The sequence below is a fragment of the Citrobacter sp. RHB35-C21 genome, from assembly GCF_013816515.1.
GTDB classification, from domain to species: domain Bacteria; phylum Pseudomonadota; class Gammaproteobacteria; order Enterobacterales; family Enterobacteriaceae; genus Citrobacter; species Citrobacter braakii.
In genome coordinates this window covers 596,022-615,845 of sequence record NZ_CP057147.1, presented here as the reverse complement: position 1 = coordinate 615,845, position 19,824 = coordinate 596,022, and the positions used below count along the sequence as shown (strand labels likewise).

The window sequence follows — 19,824 nt, the reverse complement described above, 5'->3', positions numbered from 1 at the left end:
AAGCACTTCATTTACAATGCGCAGGTAACTCAGGGAAAAGGCAAACATGGCAACACTTAAAGACATCGCAATCGAAGCTGGCGTGTCCCTGGCGACAGTGTCCCGGGTTTTAAACGATGACCCCACGCTGAATGTAAAAGAAGAGACCAAGCATCGCATTCTGGAGATCGCGGAAAAACTGGAGTACAAAACCAGCAGTGCTCGTAAAAACCAGACCAGCGCGCTCGGCCCCCAGCATATTCTGGCGCTCTACAGCTACCAGCAGGATTTGGAAATCAACGATCCTTACTATCTCGCGATCCGTCACGGAATAGAAACCCAGTGTGAGAAGCTGGGGATCGAACTGACCAACTGCTATGAGCACAGTGGGCTGCCGGAGAGCAAAAACATTACCGGCATTCTTATTGTCGGCAAGCCTTCTCCGACTTTGCGTAATGCGGCAACAGCGCTTACCGACAACATCTGCTTTATCGATTTCCATGAACCCGGCAGCGAATATGACGCCGTCGATATCGATCTGGCCCGCATCAGTAAAGAGAGTATCGACTACTTCATCGCCCAGGGCGTCACTCGCATTGGCTTCATCGGCGGTGAAGACGAACCCGGCAAGGCAGATATCCGTGAAGCCGCGTTTGTCGAATACGGTCGTCTGCAGCAGGTCGTTTCTGAACAGGACATCTATCGCGGCGGTTTCTCCAGTTCATCAGGGTATGAACTGGCCAAAAAAATGCTGGCGAAAGCCGACTATCCCGGTGCCCTGTTTGTGGCTTCAGACTCGATTGCTATTGGCGTTCTGCGCGCCATTCACGAGCGTGGCCTGAACATTCCGCAGGACATTTCGCTGATTAGCGTTAATGATATCCCGACAGCGCGCTTCACCTTTCCTCCGCTTTCCACCGTTCGCATCCATTCAGAAATGATGGGCAGTCAGGGCGTCAACCTGCTGTTTGAGAAAGCCCGCGACGGGCGTGCGCTTCCTCTGCTGGTTTTTGTTCCCAGCAAGCTGAAACTGCGCGGCACCACCCGCTAAAATCCCCAGTAAACACGCCCGGTTTCTTCAGATGCCGGGCGCGCATTGTCATGCATTATTTTCTGCGCCCCCATTATTTTCGTGATCCAGTTAAAGTAAATCACCTCACTCGCTATATTTTAGTAAAAATTTTACTAAAATCACCATCAATTACACTTACTCACCATTACAATGAATGGTTCCGATTTTTCTCCACCGGGAGGCCTTATGAATCGCTGGGAAAACATTCAGCTCACCCACGAAAATCGACTGGCGCCACGCGCATATTTTTTCTCTTATGACTCCGTTGCGCAGGCTCGCTCGTTTGCCCGCGAAACCAGCAGCCTCTTTCAGTTGCTAAGCGGTCAGTGGAATTTTCAGTTCTTTGAGCATCCGCTGCAGGTGCCGGAAATCTTTACGTCGCAGTTGATGAATGACTGGGGCAGCATCACCGTCCCAGGCATGTGGCAGATGGAAGGACACGGCAAACTGCAGTATACCGACGAAGGTTTTCCTTTCCCGATTGATGTCCCCTACGTTCCGACCAATAACCCCACCGGAGCCTACCAGCGCATTTTCTCCCTCAGCGAAGGCTGGCAGGGCAAACAAACGCTGATTAAATTTGATGGCGTAGAAACCTACTTCGAAGTTTACGTGAATGGTCAGTACGTCGGTTTCAGCAAAGGCAGCCGCCTGACGGCTGAATTTGATATCAGCGCGGTGGTGAAGACCGGTGACAACCTGCTGTGCGTTCGCGTAATGCAATGGGCTGATTCCACTTACGTTGAAGACCAGGACATGTGGTGGTCGGCGGGAATTTTCCGCGATGTCTATCTGGTAGGCAAACAGGCGACCCATATTCAGGATTTTACCGTTCGCACCGAGTTCGATGATGACTATCGCGACGCCACCCTCACCTGCGACATTGCGCTGGAAAACCTGGCTTCCACGCCAGCGATGGCGTCGCTCGAATACACCTTGTTTGACGGTGAGCAGGCGCTGCATAGCGGCGTGATTAACAATCTGACAGTGGATCAACACACCCGCACCGCTTTTAATTTCAAGGTTAGCGCGCCGCAGCAGTGGTCAGCGGAATCGCCGTATCTTTATCATCTGGTGATGACGCTGAAAGATGCCAACGGCAATCTCCTTGAGGTCGTGCCACAGCGGGTCGGATTCCGCGATATCAAAGTTCGCGACGGTCTGTTTTACATCAATAACCGCTACGTGATGCTGCATGGCGTTAACCGTCACGATAACGATCATCTTAAAGGCCGTGCGGTTGGCATGGATCGCGTTGAAAAAGATCTGCTGTTAATGAAGCAGCACAACATCAACTCCGTGCGTACCGCCCATTACCCGAACGATCCGCGCTTCTATGAATTGTGCGATATCTACGGTCTGTTCGTGATGGCCGAAACCGACGTTGAATCTCACGGCTTCGCCAATATCGGCGATATCAGCCGGATAACCGACGATCCGCTGTGGGAAAACGTCTACGTTGAGCGCATCGTGCGCCACATCCATGCACAAAAAAACCACCCGTCGATCGTCATCTGGTCGCTCGGCAACGAATCCGGATACGGCTGTAACATCCGCGCCATGTATCACGCCGCGAAAGCGCTGGATGACACGCGTCTGATCCATTACGAAGAAGATCGTGACGCCGAAGTGGTGGATATCATCTCCACCATGTACACCCGTGTGCCGCTGATGAATGAGTTTGGCGAATATCCACATCCTAAGCCGCGCATCATCTGCGAATATGCTCACGCCATGGGCAACGGTCCCGGCGGGCTGACGGAATATCAGAACGTCTTTTATCAGCATGACTGCATTCAGGGACACTATGTCTGGGAGTGGTGCGATCACGGGATTCAGGCCAAAGATGACGACGGCAACGTCTGGTACAAATATGGCGGCGACTACGGCGACTATCCGAACAACTACAACTTCTGCCTTGATGGCCTGATTTATTCCGATCAAACCCCGGGGCCGGGTCTGCAGGAATACAAGCAGGTGATTGCGCCAGTAAAAGTACGCGCACAGGATCTGGCTCGCGGCGAGCTACGGGTAGAAAACAAACTGTGGTTTACCACGCTTGACGACTACACCTTGCATATTGAGGTTCGCGCCGAGGGAGATACGCTTTCTGCTCAGCAGATAAAACTGCGCGACGTCCCTCCTAACAGCGATACCCTCGTGCAATGCACACTGCCGGAGCTGGATGCGCGCGAAGCGTTCCTCAACGTCATCGTGACGAAAGATTCCCGTACGGCATACAGCGAAGCCGGGCACCACATCGCGACTTATCAGTTCCCGCTGAAGGCCAGAACGGCGGCTGCCGTACCGTTTAGCCTGAAAAACGCTACCCCTCTGACGCTGGAAGACAGCCCCCAGAGCTGCACCATACGCGGTTATAACTTCCTTCTGACCTTCTCAAAACTGAACGGTAAGCCCATTAGCTGGACCGTTAACGGTGAGGAGCTGATTACCCGCGAGCCGAAGATTAATTTCTTCAAACCAACCATTGATAACCACAAACAAGAGTTCGAAGGCCTTTGGCAACCAAATCATTTACAGATTATGCAGGAGCATCTGCGCGATTTTGCCATTGAGCAAACCGATGACGCGCTGTTGATAACCAGCCAGACGATTATCGCCCCGCCGGTATTTGATTTCGGTATGCGCTGTACCTACCGCTGGCGGATTGCCGCAGACGGTCAGTTGAACGTGGAGCTTTCCGGCCAGCCTTACGGCGAGTACCGGGACATTATTCCGTGCATCGGCTTCACGATGGGCATCAACGGCGATTTGGGGAAGGTGGCGTATTACGGACGTGGTCCCGGTGAAAACTATGCCGATAGCCAGCAGGCCAACATCATCGATATCTGGCGCAGCAGCGTGGATGAAATGTTCGAAAACTATCCGTTCCCGCAAAACAACGGCAATCGTCAGGACGTGCGCTGGGCAACGCTAACCAACCGCCACGGCAACGGTCTGCTGGTGGTTCCGCAGCGCCCTGTCAACCTGAGCGCCTGGCGCTATACGCCAGAAAATATCTTTGCCGCACAGCACTGTAATGCGCTGCAGCGCAGCGATGACATCACCCTGAATCTGGACCACCAGGTGCTGGGCTTAGGCTCCAACTCCTGGGGAAGCGAGGTGCTTGATTCCTGGCGCGTCTGGTTCCGTTCGTTCAGCTACGGCTTCACGTTGTTGCCGGTTTCCGGTAGCGAATCTAGCGCTCAAACCGCCGCCAGCCGCGTCTTTGGTACCGGGTTCTTTTCCACGAATTTGCACAGTGAGAATACAAAATGAGGATCATCGACAACTTAGCGCAGTTCCAACAAATTTACGCATCCGGGAAGAAGTGGCAGCGCTGCGTCGAAGCGATTGAAAATATTGATAATATTCAACCAGGCGTCGCCCACTCTATCGGTGATTCCCTGAGCTATCGCGTGGAGACAGACTCCGCAACCGATGCGCTGTTTACCGGTCATCGTCGTTATTTTGAGATCCATTACTACCTGCAAGGACAGCAAAAAATAGAGTATGCCGCCAAAGAGGATCTCCAGGTGGTTGAATATTATCGCGATGAAACCGATCGCGAATATCTGAAAGGCTGTGGAAAAACCGTAGAAGTGCGCGAAGGACAAATGGTTATTTGTGACAACCATGAAGCCTATCGTTTTATTTGTAATAACGCAGTGAAGAAAGTCGTACTCAAAGTCACCATCGAAGATGGTTATTTTCATAATAAATAAAAACACAGGCGGCGCCGACGTTGCGCCGCCAGTACCCTATAATAATCAGGAATCGGAGATGTGCTATGTCTGATACCAAACGTAATACCATCGGCAAGTTCGGCTTACTTTCACTCACCTTTGCCGCGGTTTATAGTTTTAATAACGTTATCAACAATAATATTGAGCTTGGTCTGGCATCCGCACCGATGTTTTTCCTCGCGACGATCTTCTACTTTATTCCGTTCTGCTTAATCATCGCTGAATTTGTTTCGCTGAATAAAAACTCCGAAGCCGGTGTCTATGCATGGGTGAAAAGTTCGCTGGGCGGACGTTGGGCATTTATTACCGCCTACACCTATTGGTTCGTTAACCTGTTCTTTTTTACCTCGCTGTTACCCCGTGTTATCGCCTACGCCTCATATGCTTTTTTAGGCTACGAATACATTCTGACGCCGTTCGCAACCACTGTATTAAGTATGGTGCTGTTTGCCTTCTCCACCTGGGTTTCGACCAACGGCGCAAAAATGTTAGGACCAATTACTTCGGTCACCTCCACATTGATGCTGCTACTGACCCTGTCCTACATCCTGCTGGCGGGTACTGCGCTGGTTGGCGGCGTACAGCCTGCTGACCCTATCACCGTAGACGCAATGATCCCGAATTTTAACTGGGCCTTCCTCGGTATCACCACCTGGATCTTTATGGCGGCAGGCGGTGCGGAGTCGGTGGCAGTGTACGTCAACGACGTCAAGGGCGGGTCAAAATCGTTCGTGAAGGTCATTATCATTGCCGGGATTTTTATCGGCGTGCTCTATTCCATCTCCTCGGTACTGATCAACGTCTTCGTGAGCAGCAAAGAGCTGAAATTTACCGGTGGTTCGGTACAGGTATTCCACGGCCTGGCGACATACTTTGGCCTGCCGGAACTGATCGTTAACCGCTTTGTCGGCCTGGTCTCCTTTACCGCAATGTTCGGCTCTCTGCTGATGTGGACCGCAACGCCGGTGAAAATTTTCTTCTCTGAAATTCCGGCGGGTATTTTCGGTAAAAAAACCGTCGAACTGAATGAAAATGGCGTTCCGGCCCGCGCAGCCTGGATTCAGTTCCTGATTGTTATCCCGCTGATGATTATCCCAACGCTCGGCTCCAATACCGTGCAGGATTTAATGAACACCATCATCAACATGACCGCCGCCGCATCAATGCTGCCGCCGCTGTTTATTATGCTGGCTTACCTGAATCTGCGCGCAAAACTGGACCACTTACCGCGCGACTTCCGTATGGGTTCGCAAAAAACCGGCATTATTGTGGTATCGATGCTGATTGTCCTCTTCACCATCGGGTTTATTGCCTCGACCTTCCCGACCGGTGGTAACATCATGACCATTATTTTCTATAACGTCGGGGGGATTGTTATTTTCCTCGGTTTTGCCTGGTGGAAATACAGTAAATACATCAAAGGGCTAACCAAAGAAGAAAAAGCTATTGAGGCGGCCCCCGCGTCAGATATTAATTAAAAAATTAATAACGATTAGAGCTGTCTGTTTTCTTGCGCACCTGAAATACAATGTGACATTAAATATACAGACTTGCAGGGCATTTATTGCCCTGCAAGTCTGTTGTGTATTTTCATTATTTGCAGCAAAGATTCGTCCACCAGCGGCCGCAACGTGTGAATCGCCCCCCTGCCAGAAGGAGGTTTAGCAACCCAGGACGCTCTGCGGCATTTATTTAACCCCCAGATGCCGCCACAGTTTGTCCAGCGGCATTGTCGCCAGCGCCACACACTCATCGGCGGCGCCATACCAGACGTGCAGCGTCTCATCGCGGATCAGCGCCCCACAGGTGAACACCACGTTGCCGAAGAAGCCTTCGCGCTCGTAGGGCGCATCTGGCTCCAGCAGCGGCACCGGTGATTTCGCCAGAATGCGGGTCGGATCGTTGAGATCCAGCAGCAGCGCGCCGAGGCAGTAGCGCTGATCGGCATCCACACCGTGGTAGATCTCCAGCCAGCCGCGATCGGTTTTTAATACCGGTGCGCCGCCGCCTGATTTACGGCAGTCCCAGGCATCGCCGGACCGTCCCAGCAGGTGGCGATGGTTGCCCCAGTGCAGCATATCCGGCGACTCGCAGATCCAGATTTCCGGATGACCGAAGTGGCACGGGGCCGGACGGGTCAGGGCGTGATATTTACCGGCGATCTTTTCCGGGAAAAAGCAGACGTCGCGGTTGTCCGGGCAGAGGATCAACCCTTTTTTCTCCACCGTGACAAAATCTTTGGTCACCGCCAACGCGGTAGAGATCCCCAGCGACGACACCGCCGAGTAGTTGATGTACGCGATATCATCGATGCGGGTGATCCGCGCATCTTCGCAGCCGAACTCTTCATATTGCGTATCGGCGATGATAAACGGCTGGCTGTCAATCCGGAAGTTCACCCCGTCGCGACTGCGCGCCAGACGCAGATGCGACATGGAGGTCAGCCACACCCGCGCCGGATCGCTTTTCAGCACGATCACCCGCGGATCGCTGAAATCATAGCGTTCATCGCGACGATCGAAACTTGCGGTGGCCTGTACCCAGCCCGCATCGGTTTTTTCCAACAGCGGTACGACACGCTGCTGCGGGTCGGAATTGATCACGCTTTCCGCCACCCGCAGCAGCAAAACGATCTCCCCGTCACACTCCGTTACGCCAGCATTGAAAACACAATCGACCTTCCTGCCGGGCAGTGAAGGCGTCACGTCCGCCGGGGTAATCAACGGGTTTTTACTGTGCCTGTCCATGTACTCTCCTTTTGATCAAACATTGATTCTTGCCAATCCATTGCGCGTCCTCTCCGTACAGCACTTCAGCCTCAATCTCCTGCCACGGATTGCGAACAGGCGCACCAAAGTTGATGGCGATCCAGACCTGCTCCGCCGCCGTCGAACGGGTAAACCAGACGCATTCGTCAGTGAGGTCGAGCGAGTCCTGCTGTCCCTGATGCAGCGCCGCAACGCGGCGGCGCAGGGCGATCAGCCGCCGGTACTGATGCCAGAACGATGTCTCATCCTGTTGCTGGCGCTCCGCGTTAATCAGGGCGATATCGCCGCCGACGGGCATCCACGGCGCGACGGTGGAAAATCCGCCAAAGGGGGCGTCGCGCCAGGGCAGCGGCGCGCGCGAACCATCCCGCGAATGTTCAATAGCCAGCGCCAGCGCCTGCTGTGGGCTGCTGCCTGCGGCAAGGGCGGTGCGGTAATGGGTTTTTCCCTGAATATCAAAAAGCTGCTCTGCCGTTTGCGGACGGTAGTCGGTCACCCCCAGCTCTTCGCCCTGGAAGATAAACGGCACGCCGCTCACCGTTAGCTGGAGCGCCAGCACCGCCAGCGCCCGCCCGGTATCGCGCTCGTTTTCGCCAAAGCGGCTGATCATCCGCGACATGTCATGGCTGGAGAAAAACAGCGTTGGTAAACCCGACTGCGCAGCCAGCGTGGTTTTTAACTGGCTGAAAAGACGGAAAACATCAAAGGTTTTCTGGCTGCCGATATTGAAATTAAACACCACGTCCATCAGCTGCGGGCTTTGATAGCGGCTGAGCACGTCAGGGTCTTCGCTGCCGATTTCGCCAATCAGGAAATAGTCACCCTGCGCCCGAACATGGGCACACAGCCGTTGCAGCGTCTCCGGGAGTCGCGGCTGATTGATGTCAAATTCATGGCGCTGCTCACCGTTCTCTTCCGGGTTATCAGGCCCAATGCCGTCGGTAGTAAGAAAGTTGATGACGTCAAAACGAAAGCCGTCCACCCCCTGCGTAACCCAGAAATCCACCACCCGATAAATTTCCTGTTCCACCGCGGGGTTGGCCCAGTTGAGATCCACCTGGCCGGGCGCGAATTTATGGTAATAAAACTCGCCGGTGTCTGGCTCAGCGGTCCACGCGCTGCCGGAAAAGAAAGAACGCCAGTTATTCGGCTGGCGGCGAAAAAGGAAATAATCACGATAGCGGCTGCCCGGATTATTCCACGCATCGCAAAACCAGGGATGTTCTGAGGAGACGTGATTGACCACCAGATCGATAATCACCCGAATGCCTCTGGCGTGACAGCCGTCAACCACCCGGCGAAAATCGTCGAGAGTGCCGAAACGGGCGTCAACGGCGCAGTAATCGCTGATATCGTAGCCGTTATCCACCAGCGGAGAGGGATAAAACGGCGTGATCCACACCGCGCCGATGCCCAGCGCCTGCAAATAATCCAGCCGGGAAATCAGGCCCGGAAAATCGCCCAGCCCGTCGTTATTGCCGTCGCAAAACGAAGGCAGATAAATTTGATAGCAGGTACACGCCTGCCACCACGGTTGCTTTTTCACCGTCACGTTCCTTATTTCAGTGATAACGACATGCCTTCGAGGAAGTATTTTCTGAACAGAATAAACAGGACAACGATTGGCAGCATCTGCACCACCGACCCCGCCAGCACCGGTCCCAGGTAGATGCCGTAGGATTTGCTGAAGGTGGCGAGCAGCACCGAAAACGGCATTTTGTCCACTTCGCGCATCACGATCAGCGGCCAGAGGAAGTTGTCCCATGAGCTGGAAAAGGTGAACAGTGCGACAATCGCCAGAATGGATTTATTCAGCGGCATCATCACATGCCGCAAAATCCCCCACAGGCTGGCGTGATCGAGCCTTGCGGCGTACAGGTAATCATTCGGCGTGCCTTTAAAGCTCTGCGAAACCATAAAAATGCCCCAGGCGCTCATCGCATACGGCAGGATCATCGCCCCGTAGCTGTTGATCAGCCCCAGTTCACGCATCAGGACAAACTGTGGAATGATGAACATAAAGACCGGGAAAACCATCTGCACAATCAACAGGTTGCGAAACGCATTTTTGCCGCGAAACTCGGTTTTCGCGACGGCATATCCCACCAGCATTGAGGTCAGCGTGACGCAGACGGTAATGGTAAGCGACACGAACAGCGAGTTAACCAGGGTGCGCAAAAAAGGTTTGTCCGCCCGGTTGCTGTTATCGAACAGAAAAGCGTAATTCTCCAGCGTCAGATGACCGGAAAACAGCCCGGTCGTATAGATTTGCGCCGTCGGTTTCAACGAGGAGATCACCATCCAGATAAAAGGATACAGCCAGGTGAGCGCCAGCAAAAACATCACGGCGTGAATGAGCAGCGTTAAAGGAGTCAGTTTCTTCATTCACACAATCTCGATATATTTTTCGAATACTTTGCGGAAGACCCAGATGGCGAGGAAACTGCATGCCGCAACGATAATCGACATGGTCGCCGCCCAGGTTGGCTTCATTTTCTGGAACGCCACTTCATACATCACCACCATCGGACTGGTGGTGCTGTTGAGCGGTCCACCGCCGGTGATAAGATACGGCTCGGTAAAGATGCTGAACGCCACGGTAATCGCCAGCACCATCACCATCACGATTTGCGCGTTCATCATCGGCAGGGTAATCGCCCAACTTTGCTTAAACTTCCCGGTTTTATCCAACTGCGCCGCGCTGTAAATATCCGCGGGGATCGCCACCATCCCGGAATAGAGAATCAGCCCGTAATAACCGACAAATTTCCAGGTAACAATTAACGCAATGGATAACATGGCGCAGTCAGGGTTGGTAAACCAGGGCACAGAGATGCCGAAACTGGCCTGTAAAAATTGATTGACCGGCCCGTATTCGCTGAACAGTTTTGCAAAGACGATGGAATAGGCCACCCCCGAAGAGATATTCGCCAGTAAAAAACTCAGGGCAATAAAACTTTTCCCATACTTAATTTTTCGTAATCCCGCGGCAAACAGCAGCGAGGCAAGAAAGACAATCGGGATATACCACATTAAAAAACGGCACACGTTCCACATCGACTGCCAGAATAACGCGTCATGAAACACACCAATGATATTCTGTAATCCGCTAAACGTCGGCATGCCAATAAATTGCCAGTTCGTCACGCTGAGCACGACCAGCCAGCACAGCGGATAAAACCAGAACAGCAACGAATAACCGATCCACGTGGAGGCCAACAGGCCTCCGGTGCGGGATTCATATCCAGCCATTTTTTCCCCTTATTTCGCCAGCAACGTGTTAATTTCCTGCGCGGATTTATCGAGGGTGGCTGCCGGATCGGCGTGGTTGAAAATGACCTGCTCCAGCATCTGCGTCATGCTGCGCTGAATCTCCGTGGTTTGCGTAGTGGCCGCTGGCGGCAGCGCGACGTCCACGTAAGATGCGATCGCCTTCTCCAGCGGGTTTTTCTCAAAGTAATTCACAAACAGCGGATTACTCATTAAATCACTGCGTGCTGGCGGCATACCGGTCAGCTCCAGCCAGCTCCGGTCGTGCTCGGCGTTGTTAAAGACCCACTCAATAAACGCCCACGCCTGCGCTTTGCGCTTGCTGGAACTGAAGATCACCACCCCTTTGCTGTCGCCGAACGTATACGGATGCGCGTCGCCTTTCTCGGTGAGCATCGGCCCAATTTGCAGCGTTTTGAGGATCTCCGGATACTGCTTGTGATAGCGAGCGATATCCCACGGACCGCGCGCGGACGCCAGCACCTGTCCAGTCGCTAACGGATCGTCGGCGGCGGTGAAGTCGTAGCTGCTCCACTTGCTGTTAAAGACTTTCCCCATAAAGGTCAGTACCGCCTGTCCGGCAGGATCGGCAAACGTCGCCTGATGACCCGCGAGGTAAGGTTTACCGCCGTTTTGCGCATAATAAAGCGGAATAAAATCGAACCAGCGTTCCCACCAGTTTTTCCCGGCGGTCATCTGGATAACATAGCCGTTATTATCCGCCACCCGGCGCTCTGCCAGCTGATAAAGCTCATCATAACGGGTCGGAACATGGTCAAAACCATACTGCTTGAGTAAATCGCCCCGCCACCACCAGACGATAGGATTAATATAGATTGGCAGAACATGTTGCTCGCCGTTTAATTGCCAGGCAGGAATAATTTTGCCCATCTGTCGGTTATTAACGAGTTCATTAAAACCACTCATTTTAGACAGGTCTTCAAGCTGACCAATTTCCACCAACTGGCTGGCAAAACCGATAAAGATATTACTGGAAATATCGGGTTCCGTGCCGGAAGCCAGCGCGTTCATTATTGCCTCTTCAGAACTGCTGGCGGCAGGAATGGGCGTAAATTCGACCGGGGTATGCGCCGGGTCTTTATTCCATTCTTTAACCATAGTATTCCAGAAGGCTTCTTCATTTTCGTTTGGTGCCACCCACATTTTAATTGGCGTTTTTGCTGTCTCTGCGGATTTTTTATCATCCGGACCGCAGCCAGAAATACAAAATGCGAATAGTACACAGGCTGTTAATTTAGCTAATTTTACAACTCTCACGATAACTCTCCATTTACTTTCAATAAGTATTGATTTACCGCTACCCTGCTATTGAATGGAGCGTAAATTAACACCCCCTTTTTATGTTTAATGTTAAACAAATCACAAAACGATTTTTGTTTAACGTTAAACTTTGCATCAACGTTCAACGCAATGGACGATAGAAATAAATAATTCACGCCAATATATAAACCCAACAAATATATTAAAAATGAAAATAAACGTTAATGATAATAAAGATAAGAAACGTATTACGATAAAATCATTGGCCAAGATTATGGGTATTTCCCATACCACGGTGTCGAACGCATGGAATAATCCGGAAAAATTATCTCCGGAGCTGCGCCAGCGAATTTTGCAATATGCCAGCGAGCTTGGCTTTCAGGGACCGGACAAGCTGGCGCGCGCGCTGCGTACCGGCAAATCTGACACCATCGGCGTGATATTCAACGACTCTATGAGTTACGTGTTTATCGATCCCCACGACATTGCGCTGATGCGGGGGATCGCCGTCCAGTGTGAAGAACAAAACGTCAATCTGGTCTTGATCCCTTTGCGTAAGCGGCAACAGACGCCGCTCAACACCCTGGTTGATGGCTATATTCTCAACGCCACGCATAACAATGCGGCCATGATCCAGCACGCGCTGGCTCATGGGCGTCCGGTGGTCACGCTCGATTTTCAGTTTCCCGACCATAGCAGCGTCTCCATCGATAACGCCTGCGCCATGCGCGATATTGCCCGCTATCTGGCCGATAAAGGTCATCGAAATTTCGGCATCATCGCCTTTCCGTCGCAGCCCTCCGCGCAGGGAATGTGCGATCTGACCGCCCCCGTCACCGGCGACAACCTGCTGATGCTCTCCCGCGTGAATGCCTGCCGGGAGGTTTTCCAGCAGCGCGGCTTCGCCCTTGATACGTGCTGGCTGTATCAAACCCGACACGATGAAGAACACGGCGAACAGGCGGCCAAAGCGTTACTGGAAACCCATCCGGAGATCACTGCGCTTATCTGCCTTTCCGATCGCTTCGCCGTCGGCGCGATCCACTACTGCCAACGGCAGCAGCTGGCGGTTCCGCAGCGGGTTGCCGTTACCGGTTTCGATAATCTCGCCGTTGAGGTGGCAGGAATACGCCTGACCACCATCGCGCAAGATGCGGAAAAGAAAGGGGAAATGGCCGTCAAATTGCTGCTCACCAGAGGACCGGTGACCCACTATGAATTGCCTTACCAGCTCATCATTCGGGAGTCAGCCTGACTCATTAATTACAGAAGAGTAGATTATGGATGAACTAACCTGTTTTAAAGCCTACGACATTCGCGGTGAGGTTGGCGTCAACCTGACGCCGGATATCGCCTTTCGCATCGGTCGCGCTTACGCCGCCTGGCGCCATCCGCGCCGGGTAGTGATCGGCGCCGACATTCGCCTTAGCTCGGAATCGTTAAAATCCGCCGTGACCAACGGGCTGATTTCCAGCGGCGTGGATGTTATCGACATTGGTCTGTCAGGCACCGAAGAGATCTATTTCGCCACCCGGGAACTGCGTGCCGACGGCGGCATTCAGATTACCGCCAGCCATAACCCGGCGCAGTACAATGGGATGAAGCTGGTGCGTGAAGAGGCACGTCCGATCAGTAACGACAACGGCCTGCTGGAGATAAAAGCGCTGGCGGAGCGCAATGACTTTGCTCCGATCGTCCATCGTGGCAGCCTCATCCCTTATGATAATCGCCCCGCCTGGATTGCCTGCCTGCTACGCTTCCTTCAGCATCCGCCGACTCGCCCGCTACGTATTGTGACCAACGCCGGACATGGCACCGTCGGGCCTGCGCTTGACGCGATCGCCGACGGGCTGGCCCGTGCGGGGGTTCAGATTGAGTTTATTCGCCTGCACCATCAGCCGGACGGTCATTTCCCGGCGGGCGTGCCGAATCCGATGCTGACGGAAAACCGCCTCATCACCCAGCAGGCGGTTATCGAGAATCAGGCTGATTTCGGCATCGCCTGGGACGGCGATTTCGATCGCTGCTTCTTCTTTGATGAGTGTGGCCGCTTTATTGAGAGCTACTACCTGGTTGGCCTGTTCGCCGAGCACTTCCTGCAACGCTCCGCAGGCAGTCATATCATTCTGGACCCGCGCCTGACGTGGAATACGCTGGACGTTGTAACTCGCTGCAGCGGAATCCCGGTCATCAGCAAAACCGGGCACGCCTTTATCAAAGCGCGAATGCGCGAAGAGGACGCGGTCTACGGCGGAGAAATGAGCGGCCACCACTACTTCCGCGATTTTGGCTATTGCGACAGCGGGATGATCCCACTGGTATTGCTGCTGCAAATTATCGGCAGCGACAGCCGTCCGCTGTCGGCGTATATCGAACACGCCCAGGTGCGCTTTCCGGTTTCCGGCGAAATCAATCTGACGGTGGCCGATCCGCAATCGGTCATGCAATCCATCGCCGCTCACTATCTGCAAGCCGGCGGCCTGCGTGACGATTGCGATGGGTTGAGCATCGACTTCGTTGACTGGCGCTTCAACTTACGCGCGTCCAACACCGAGCCGCTGCTGCGCCTGAACGTGGAAACCCGCGCGGATACGGCACTGCTGGCGCGCAAAACCGATGAACTTTTAACGCTGATTGCAGCCTGGGATTCTGACAAGGAGAGGTTATGACCGCGCTAAGCCTGAGCAATATTCATAAAGCCTGGGGCAAGAACACCATCATTGAAAATCTGTCGCTGGAGATCGCCTCCGGGGAGTTCATTGTGCTGGTTGGCCCTTCCGGATGCGGGAAATCCACGCTGCTGCGGATCATCGCCGGACTGGAAATCCCCGACGGCGGTAAACTGGTGATGGGGGGAAAAGAGGTCACCAGGCTTGCGGCGGGCAAACGCAACCTGTCGATGGTGTTTCAGTCCTACGCCCTCTACCCGCATATGACCGTCAGGGAAAATCTGTCATTCGGTTTACGTAATATCAATACGCCCGCCGCCGAGATTGATAAGCGGGTCGCTCACGCCGCCAGCATGCTGAAGCTGGAAGAGATGCTGGACAGGCTGCCGCAGAATCTCTCCGGCGGGCAGCGCCAACGTGTGGCGATCGGGCGTTCTATTGTCCAGCAACCGGAACTGTTTCTGTTTGATGAACCGCTGTCTAACCTGGATGCCGCGTTGCGGGTCGGGATGCGCCAGGAGATCCAGCAGCTGCATAACACCCTGAAAAACACCATGATCTATGTAACGCACGATCAGGTGGAGGCGATGACGCTGGCCGATCGCATCGTGGTGCTTTACAAGGGAAAAATTGAGCAGGTGGGCACGCCGCTGGAGCTGTATAACACCCCGGCAAACCTGTTTGTCGCTGAGTTTATCGGCACGCCGAAAATCAATGTTCTGCCAGCGGTATGGCGTGAAGGCGCGCTGCATATCGCCGATAACCTCGTCTTCCGCCTCACCCGTCAGCCCGCAGGCGTTAGCGACGGGGACAAACTGTTTGTCGCCATCCGCCCGGAGCATATGCAGTACCAGCAGACCGGGGATTTCACATTGCAAGGTCGTACCCGGCTGTGTGAATTACAGGGCGACTCCACGCTGGTGTGGTTGGATTTGGCCGGCCACCCCGTGTGCCTGAAGTCTTTTCAACAGCTTAGCTTCATGCCGGATACACCGCTTACGCTCACCGTACAAGAGTCGCACCTGCACCTCTTTGACGGTCTGGGTAAACGACTGGCATTCTGACCCACTTGCCCTTGCGTCCGCAGGGGCATTTTTTGAATCCCATCACAATCACGGCATTCCCCTTTTCCCTTTTACGCGGCGACGGCTAAATTATTAACTCATCCGACCACATAACAATAATTTTACATACTGGACACCTTTATGAGCTATCCGTCGCTGTTCGCCCCGCTCGATTTAGGCTTCACCACGCTTAAAAACCGCGTGCTGATGGGTTCAATGCATACCGGGCTGGAGGAGTATCCCGACGGTGCAGAACGGCTGGCCGCGTTCTACGCCGAACGCGCCCGTCACGGCGTAGCGTTAATTGTGAGCGGAGGTATTGCGCCTGCGCTTTCCGGCGTGGGGATGGAAGGCGGCGCGATGCTGAACGACACCAGCCAGCTTGCACATCATCGTGTCATTACCGACGCCGTGCATGACGAAGGCGGCAAAATCGCCCTGCAAATCCTGCATACCGGGCGTTACAGCTACCAGCCGCATCTGGTGGCACCTTCTGCCATTCAGGCGCCAATCAACCGCTTTACGCCGCATGAGCTGACGCACGATGAGGTGCTGCAGTTGATTGAAGATTTTGCCCACTGCGCTCAACTGGCGCGGGAAGCGGGCTATGATGGCGTCGAAGTGATGGGCTCGGAAGGCTATCTCATCAACGAATTCCTGACTCTGCGCACCAATCAGCGCAATGACGAATGGGGCGGCGAGTATGCCAACCGCATGCGTTTTGCCGTGGAAGTGGTGCGCGCGGTACGCCAGCGTGCCGGAAATGACTTTATTATTATCTTCCGCCTGTCGATGCTCGATCTGGTGGAAAACGGCGGAACCTTCGACGAAACCGTCCAGCTGGCGCAGGCGATAGAAGCCGCAGGGGCGACCATTATTAACACCGGTATTGGCTGGCATGAGGCGCGTATTCCCACTATTGCCACCCCGGTGCCGCGCGGTGCGTTTAGTTGGGTGACACGTAAGCTGAAAGGGCATGTGACGATCCCACTGGTCACCACCAACCGCATTAACGATCCTCAAGTCGCCGATGACATTCTGGCCCGTGGCGATGCCGATATGGTGTCGATGGCCCGTCCGTTCCTCGCCGATGCCGAACTGCTGTCAAAAGCGCAAACCGGGCGAGCGGATGAGATCAATACCTGTATCGGCTGTAACCAGGCCTGCCTGGATCAGATTTTCGTCGGCAAAGTCACCTCTTGCCTGGTGAATCCGCGCGCCTGCCATGAGACCAAAATGCCGATCGTTGCCGCCACTGTGCCGAAAAATCTGGCGGTTGTCGGAGCAGGTCCTGCAGGCCTCGCCTTCGCCATTAATGCCGCCGCACGCGGTCATCACGTGACATTATTTGACGCGCATAGCGAGATTGGCGGGCAGTTTAATATCGCTAAGCAGATCCCCGGCAAAGAAGAATTTTATGAAACCCTGCGCTACTACCGCCGGATGATCGATGTGACTGGCGTGTCGCTGAAGCTGAATCACTTTGTCAGCGCACGCGATCTGTACCCCTTCGATGAAGTGATCCTCGCCAGCGGGATCGAGCCACGTATGCCACCGATCGAGGGGATCGCGCATCCTAAAGTGCTGAGCTATCTCGACGTCCTGCGCGATAAAATGCCGGTGGGCAAACGCGTGGCGATCGTTGGCTGCGGCGGGATCGGTTTTGATACCGCCATGTATTTGAGCCAGCCCGGTGAGCCCACCAGCCAAAACATTGCGGAATTCTGCGTGGAATGGGGGATCGACACCAGCCTGCAACAGCCTGGCGGCTTACGTCTGGAAGGTCCGCACTTATCCCGCAGCCCGCGCCAGATAGTGATGTTGCAGCGCAAAGCCAGCAAACCGGGACAAGGTTTAGGGAAAACGACGGGCTGGATCCATCGCGCCACCCTGCTCTCACGCGGCGTGAAAATGATCCCGGCAGTTAGCTATCAGAAAATTGATGATGATGGGTTACACGTCGTGTTGAACGGCGAACCGTTGATCTTTAACGTGGATAACGTGGTGATTTGCGCCGGACAAGAGCCGCGCCGTGAACTGGTTGATCCACTCCACGCAGCAGGTAAAACGGTGCATCTGATCGGCGGCTGCGATGTGGCGATGGAGCTGGATGCCCGACGCGCTATTGCCCAAGGGACGATGCTGGCGCTGGAAATTTAACAGTATGTATTTCGTAGGCCGGATAAGGCGGTCACGCCGCCATCCGGCACACACGATTAGCGGCGGCGACCGGTTTTGACCGCTTTTAGCACCACGAATTTATTATTGGTGGCGATGGTCACGCAGTTGCCGAAAATCTTCTTCAGCTTGTGGAAGTAGTCAAGGTGACGGTTAGCCACAATGTACAGCTCACCGTTGATTTTCAGGCAGCGGCGAGCGTGGTGGAACATCTCCCAGGCAATGTTATCCGTCAGCGCGTGCTTCTGGTGGAACGGTGGGTTACACAGCACGGCGTTAAAGCGGAACGGTTCGACGCCCGACAGCGCGTTGTTGATCATAAACTCACAGCGATCCAGCGCTTCAGGCATGTTACTTTCCACGTTCAAGCGGCTTGAAGCCACCGCCATCGGCGATTCATCAACAAATACCACGCTGGCTTCCGGGTTCTTCGCCAGCAGCGTCATACCGATGACGCCGTTACCACAGCCGAGGTCAACAATCTCCCCTTCGAGGTTTTCCGGCAGATGCTCGATAAAAAAGCGCGCGCCGATATCCAGTCCGGTACGGGAGAAGACGTTGGCGTGGTTATGGATAGTCCATTCGGTACCTTCCAGCTTCCAGCTTAGCGTTTGCGAGGCAGCGGCCAACTCAGGTTTGCTGAACGTACAGTTGATTAAACGGGCTTTTTTCCACGCCAGCGTCGTGGTGGTTGGACCCAAAACTTTTTCAAACAGCTCCAGCGTCGAAGTATGCACATCACGCGCTTTTGCCCCGGCGATGATACGCGTTTGCGGCGTTACCACTTCGCGCAGCGCGCGCAGTTGCTGCTCCAGCAGCGCCATGGTTTTTGGCAGCTTAATCAGCACCACGGCCGGCGCCTGCGGATATTCAGCGGTGCTGTCGAGGAATTTGACGCTCGACTCGGCAATATCGTTATGACGCAGGTTCTCGCGTGTGGCAAGCTCGCTGAGATAGGAGTCGCCAATGCTGTACGGCGAATGTTGCGCCAGCGCACAGCCCAGCGCGCCAAAGGTATCATTCAGGATTAGCACCGGGCCGCTAATCTCGGTATCGTCCAGCTGTTGCAGCAGATATTCATCTGCCGCTTCCCACGCCAGCAGCGGGTTAACGTCATCCGTTTCCGGGAAACGTTTAAGTGACAGCGAACGGAAACCGTTGTCTATGTGGCTCATCGGCCCTCCTGAATGGTAAAATTTCGGCTTATCCCTGAAAAGGGTGCGTGAGTATACACTTTTTATGATTGGCATGGGCAAAGATGAACCAACTAACTTATCTCCAGGGCTACCCGGAACATTTGCTTTCTCAGGTGAGAACGCTGATTGCTGAACAGCGTCTGGGCGCAGTGCTGGAGAAGCGCTATCCGGGGACGCATGATTTCGCGACCGACAAAGCGCTCTGGCAATATACTCAGGATCTGAAAAATCAGTTCCTGCGTAATGCCCCGCCGCTGAATAAAGTCATGTATGACAGCAAGATACACGTTCTGAAGAATGCGCTGGGGCTGCATACCGCCGTATCTCGCGTGCAGGGCGGTAAGCTAAAAGCCAAAGCGGAGATTCGCGTTGCCACCGTGTTTCGCAATGCCCCTGAACCTTTTTTACGCATGATCGTCGTTCATGAACTGGCGCATCTGAAAGAAAAAGAGCACGACAAAGCCTTTTACCAGCTGTGCTGTCATATGGAGCCTCAGTATCATCAACTGGAGTTCGATACCCGCCTGTGGTTAACGCAACAATCGTTAAAGCAAACTGCGTAGTTGCGCACTGGCTTTGTCTTCAGGGCATGCTAAATTGA

The 19,824-nt window shown here is 53.9% G+C and carries 15 protein-coding genes; 9 read left to right on the top strand and 6 right to left on the bottom strand.

What is annotated here, in order from left to right:
* Window positions 1-46: 46 nt before the first annotated feature.
* The 4 genes from ebgR to HVZ39_RS02985 all read left to right on the top strand — a co-directional run bounded on the left by ebgR (window position 47) and on the right by HVZ39_RS02985 (window position 6,275).
* A complete protein-coding gene (ebgR, locus tag HVZ39_RS03000) occupies window positions 47-1,030 on the top strand; it encodes a transcriptional regulator EbgR (RefSeq protein ID WP_016154595.1) in 984 nt (327 codons plus the stop codon).
* A 207-nt stretch (window positions 1,031-1,237) separates the two neighbouring features.
* Entirely contained in the window at window positions 1,238-4,330 is a 3,093-nt protein-coding gene (ebgA, locus tag HVZ39_RS02995; RefSeq protein ID WP_181633208.1) for a beta-galactosidase subunit alpha, read from the top strand.
* On the top strand, window positions 4,327-4,776 hold the full coding sequence (locus HVZ39_RS02990) for a beta-galactosidase subunit beta (RefSeq protein WP_016154597.1): 450 nt from the start codon (window positions 4,327-4,329) through the stop codon (window positions 4,774-4,776). Before ebgA ends, HVZ39_RS02990 begins: the two co-directional genes overlap by 4 nt.
* Window positions 4,777-4,841: 65 nt before the next feature.
* Window positions 4,842-6,275 carry an amino acid permease gene (locus tag HVZ39_RS02985; protein WP_181633207.1) on the top strand — a complete coding sequence of 478 codons (1,434 nt, stop codon included), beginning with the start codon at window positions 4,842-4,844 and terminating at the stop codon, window positions 6,273-6,275.
* Window positions 6,276-6,485: 210 nt separating this feature from the next.
* Here the strand turns inward: HVZ39_RS02985 and HVZ39_RS02980 are convergent, their stop codons facing one another.
* From HVZ39_RS02980 to HVZ39_RS02960, 5 genes are read right to left on the bottom strand one after another with little or no spacing between them, the layout of a single operon-like run.
* On the bottom strand, window positions 6,486-7,544 hold the full coding sequence (locus HVZ39_RS02980) for a glycoside hydrolase family 130 protein (RefSeq protein WP_181633206.1): 1,059 nt from the start codon (window positions 7,542-7,544) through the stop codon (window positions 6,486-6,488).
* Window positions 7,528-9,111 (bottom strand): alpha-glucosidase, encoded by a 1,584-nt coding sequence (locus HVZ39_RS02975; protein ID WP_181633205.1) that lies wholly within the window; start codon window positions 9,109-9,111, stop codon window positions 7,528-7,530. The genes HVZ39_RS02980 and HVZ39_RS02975 overlap by 17 nt, the downstream gene beginning before the upstream one ends.
* An 11-nt stretch (window positions 9,112-9,122) precedes the next feature.
* Complete coding sequence (locus tag HVZ39_RS02970; protein WP_016154601.1) at window positions 9,123-9,950, bottom strand: carbohydrate ABC transporter permease; 828 nt, start codon at window positions 9,948-9,950, stop codon at window positions 9,123-9,125.
* Window positions 9,951-10,817 (bottom strand): sugar ABC transporter permease, encoded by an 867-nt coding sequence (locus HVZ39_RS02965; RefSeq protein ID WP_181633204.1) that lies wholly within the window; start codon window positions 10,815-10,817, stop codon window positions 9,951-9,953.
* A gap of 9 nt (window positions 10,818-10,826) precedes the next feature.
* Entirely contained in the window at window positions 10,827-12,113 is a 1,287-nt protein-coding gene (locus tag HVZ39_RS02960) for an ABC transporter substrate-binding protein (RefSeq protein WP_181633203.1), read from the bottom strand.
* A 211-nt stretch (window positions 12,114-12,324) separates the two neighbouring features.
* Between HVZ39_RS02960 and HVZ39_RS02955 the strand changes: the two genes are divergently transcribed.
* The 4 genes from HVZ39_RS02955 (at window position 12,325) to HVZ39_RS02940 (ending at window position 18,009) form a co-directional block, all read left to right on the top strand.
* The gene (locus HVZ39_RS02955; RefSeq protein WP_181633202.1) at window positions 12,325-13,371 is read left to right on the top strand and encodes a LacI family DNA-binding transcriptional regulator; all 1,047 of its coding nucleotides are present in this window, start codon (window positions 12,325-12,327) and stop codon (window positions 13,369-13,371) included.
* A 25-nt stretch (window positions 13,372-13,396) separates the two neighbouring features.
* Window positions 13,397-14,785, top strand: a complete 1,389-nt coding sequence (locus tag HVZ39_RS02950) for a phosphomannomutase CpsG (RefSeq protein ID WP_181633201.1) — start codon at window positions 13,397-13,399, stop codon at window positions 14,783-14,785.
* Window positions 14,782-15,849 carry a sn-glycerol-3-phosphate ABC transporter ATP-binding protein UgpC gene (gene ugpC / locus HVZ39_RS02945; protein WP_049040409.1) on the top strand — a complete coding sequence of 356 codons (1,068 nt, stop codon included), beginning with the start codon at window positions 14,782-14,784 and terminating at the stop codon, window positions 15,847-15,849. The genes HVZ39_RS02950 and ugpC overlap by 4 nt, the downstream gene beginning before the upstream one ends.
* Window positions 15,850-15,990: 141 nt before the next feature.
* The gene (locus tag HVZ39_RS02940; protein WP_047499171.1) at window positions 15,991-18,009 is read left to right on the top strand and encodes an NADPH-dependent 2,4-dienoyl-CoA reductase; all 2,019 of its coding nucleotides are present in this window, start codon (window positions 15,991-15,993) and stop codon (window positions 18,007-18,009) included.
* 56 nt (window positions 18,010-18,065) lie between these two features.
* Here the strand turns inward: HVZ39_RS02940 and rlmG are convergent, their stop codons facing one another.
* Window positions 18,066-19,202, bottom strand: coding sequence for a 23S rRNA (guanine(1835)-N(2))-methyltransferase RlmG (rlmG, locus tag HVZ39_RS02935; RefSeq protein ID WP_181633200.1), 1,137 nt, complete (start codon window positions 19,200-19,202; stop codon window positions 18,066-18,068).
* 83 nt (window positions 19,203-19,285) lie between these two features.
* Between rlmG and HVZ39_RS02930 the strand changes: the two genes are divergently transcribed.
* Window positions 19,286-19,786 carry a M48 family metallopeptidase gene (locus HVZ39_RS02930; protein WP_016154609.1) on the top strand — a complete coding sequence of 167 codons (501 nt, stop codon included), beginning with the start codon at window positions 19,286-19,288 and terminating at the stop codon, window positions 19,784-19,786.
* The last annotated feature ends 38 nt before the right edge of the window (window positions 19,787-19,824 follow it).

Excerpts from the sequence above, each read along its gene's own strand:
- rlmG (WP_181633200.1), bottom strand. The coding sequence starts at position 19,202 with ATGAGCCACATAGACAACGGTTTCCGTTCGCTGTCACTTAAACGTTTC.
- HVZ39_RS02980 (WP_181633206.1), bottom strand. The coding sequence starts at position 7,544 with ATGGACAGGCACAGTAAAAACCCGTTGATTACCCCGGCGGACGTGACG.
- HVZ39_RS02950 (WP_181633201.1), top strand. The coding sequence starts at position 13,397 with ATGGATGAACTAACCTGTTTTAAAGCCTACGACATTCGCGGTGAGGTT.
- ebgR (WP_016154595.1), top strand. The coding sequence starts at position 47 with ATGGCAACACTTAAAGACATCGCAATCGAAGCTGGCGTGTCCCTGGCG.
- HVZ39_RS02940 (WP_047499171.1), top strand. The coding sequence starts at position 15,991 with ATGAGCTATCCGTCGCTGTTCGCCCCGCTCGATTTAGGCTTCACCACG.
- HVZ39_RS02955 (WP_181633202.1), top strand. The coding sequence starts at position 12,325 with ATGAAAATAAACGTTAATGATAATAAAGATAAGAAACGTATTACGATA.
- ugpC (WP_049040409.1), top strand. The coding sequence starts at position 14,782 with ATGACCGCGCTAAGCCTGAGCAATATTCATAAAGCCTGGGGCAAGAAC.
- HVZ39_RS02930 (WP_016154609.1), top strand. The coding sequence starts at position 19,286 with ATGAACCAACTAACTTATCTCCAGGGCTACCCGGAACATTTGCTTTCT.
- HVZ39_RS02970 (WP_016154601.1), bottom strand. The coding sequence starts at position 9,950 with ATGAAGAAACTGACTCCTTTAACGCTGCTCATTCACGCCGTGATGTTT.
- HVZ39_RS02985 (WP_181633207.1), top strand. The coding sequence starts at position 4,842 with ATGTCTGATACCAAACGTAATACCATCGGCAAGTTCGGCTTACTTTCA.
- ebgA (WP_181633208.1), top strand. The coding sequence starts at position 1,238 with ATGAATCGCTGGGAAAACATTCAGCTCACCCACGAAAATCGACTGGCG.
- HVZ39_RS02965 (WP_181633204.1), bottom strand. The coding sequence starts at position 10,817 with ATGGCTGGATATGAATCCCGCACCGGAGGCCTGTTGGCCTCCACGTGG.
- HVZ39_RS02990 (WP_016154597.1), top strand. The coding sequence starts at position 4,327 with ATGAGGATCATCGACAACTTAGCGCAGTTCCAACAAATTTACGCATCC.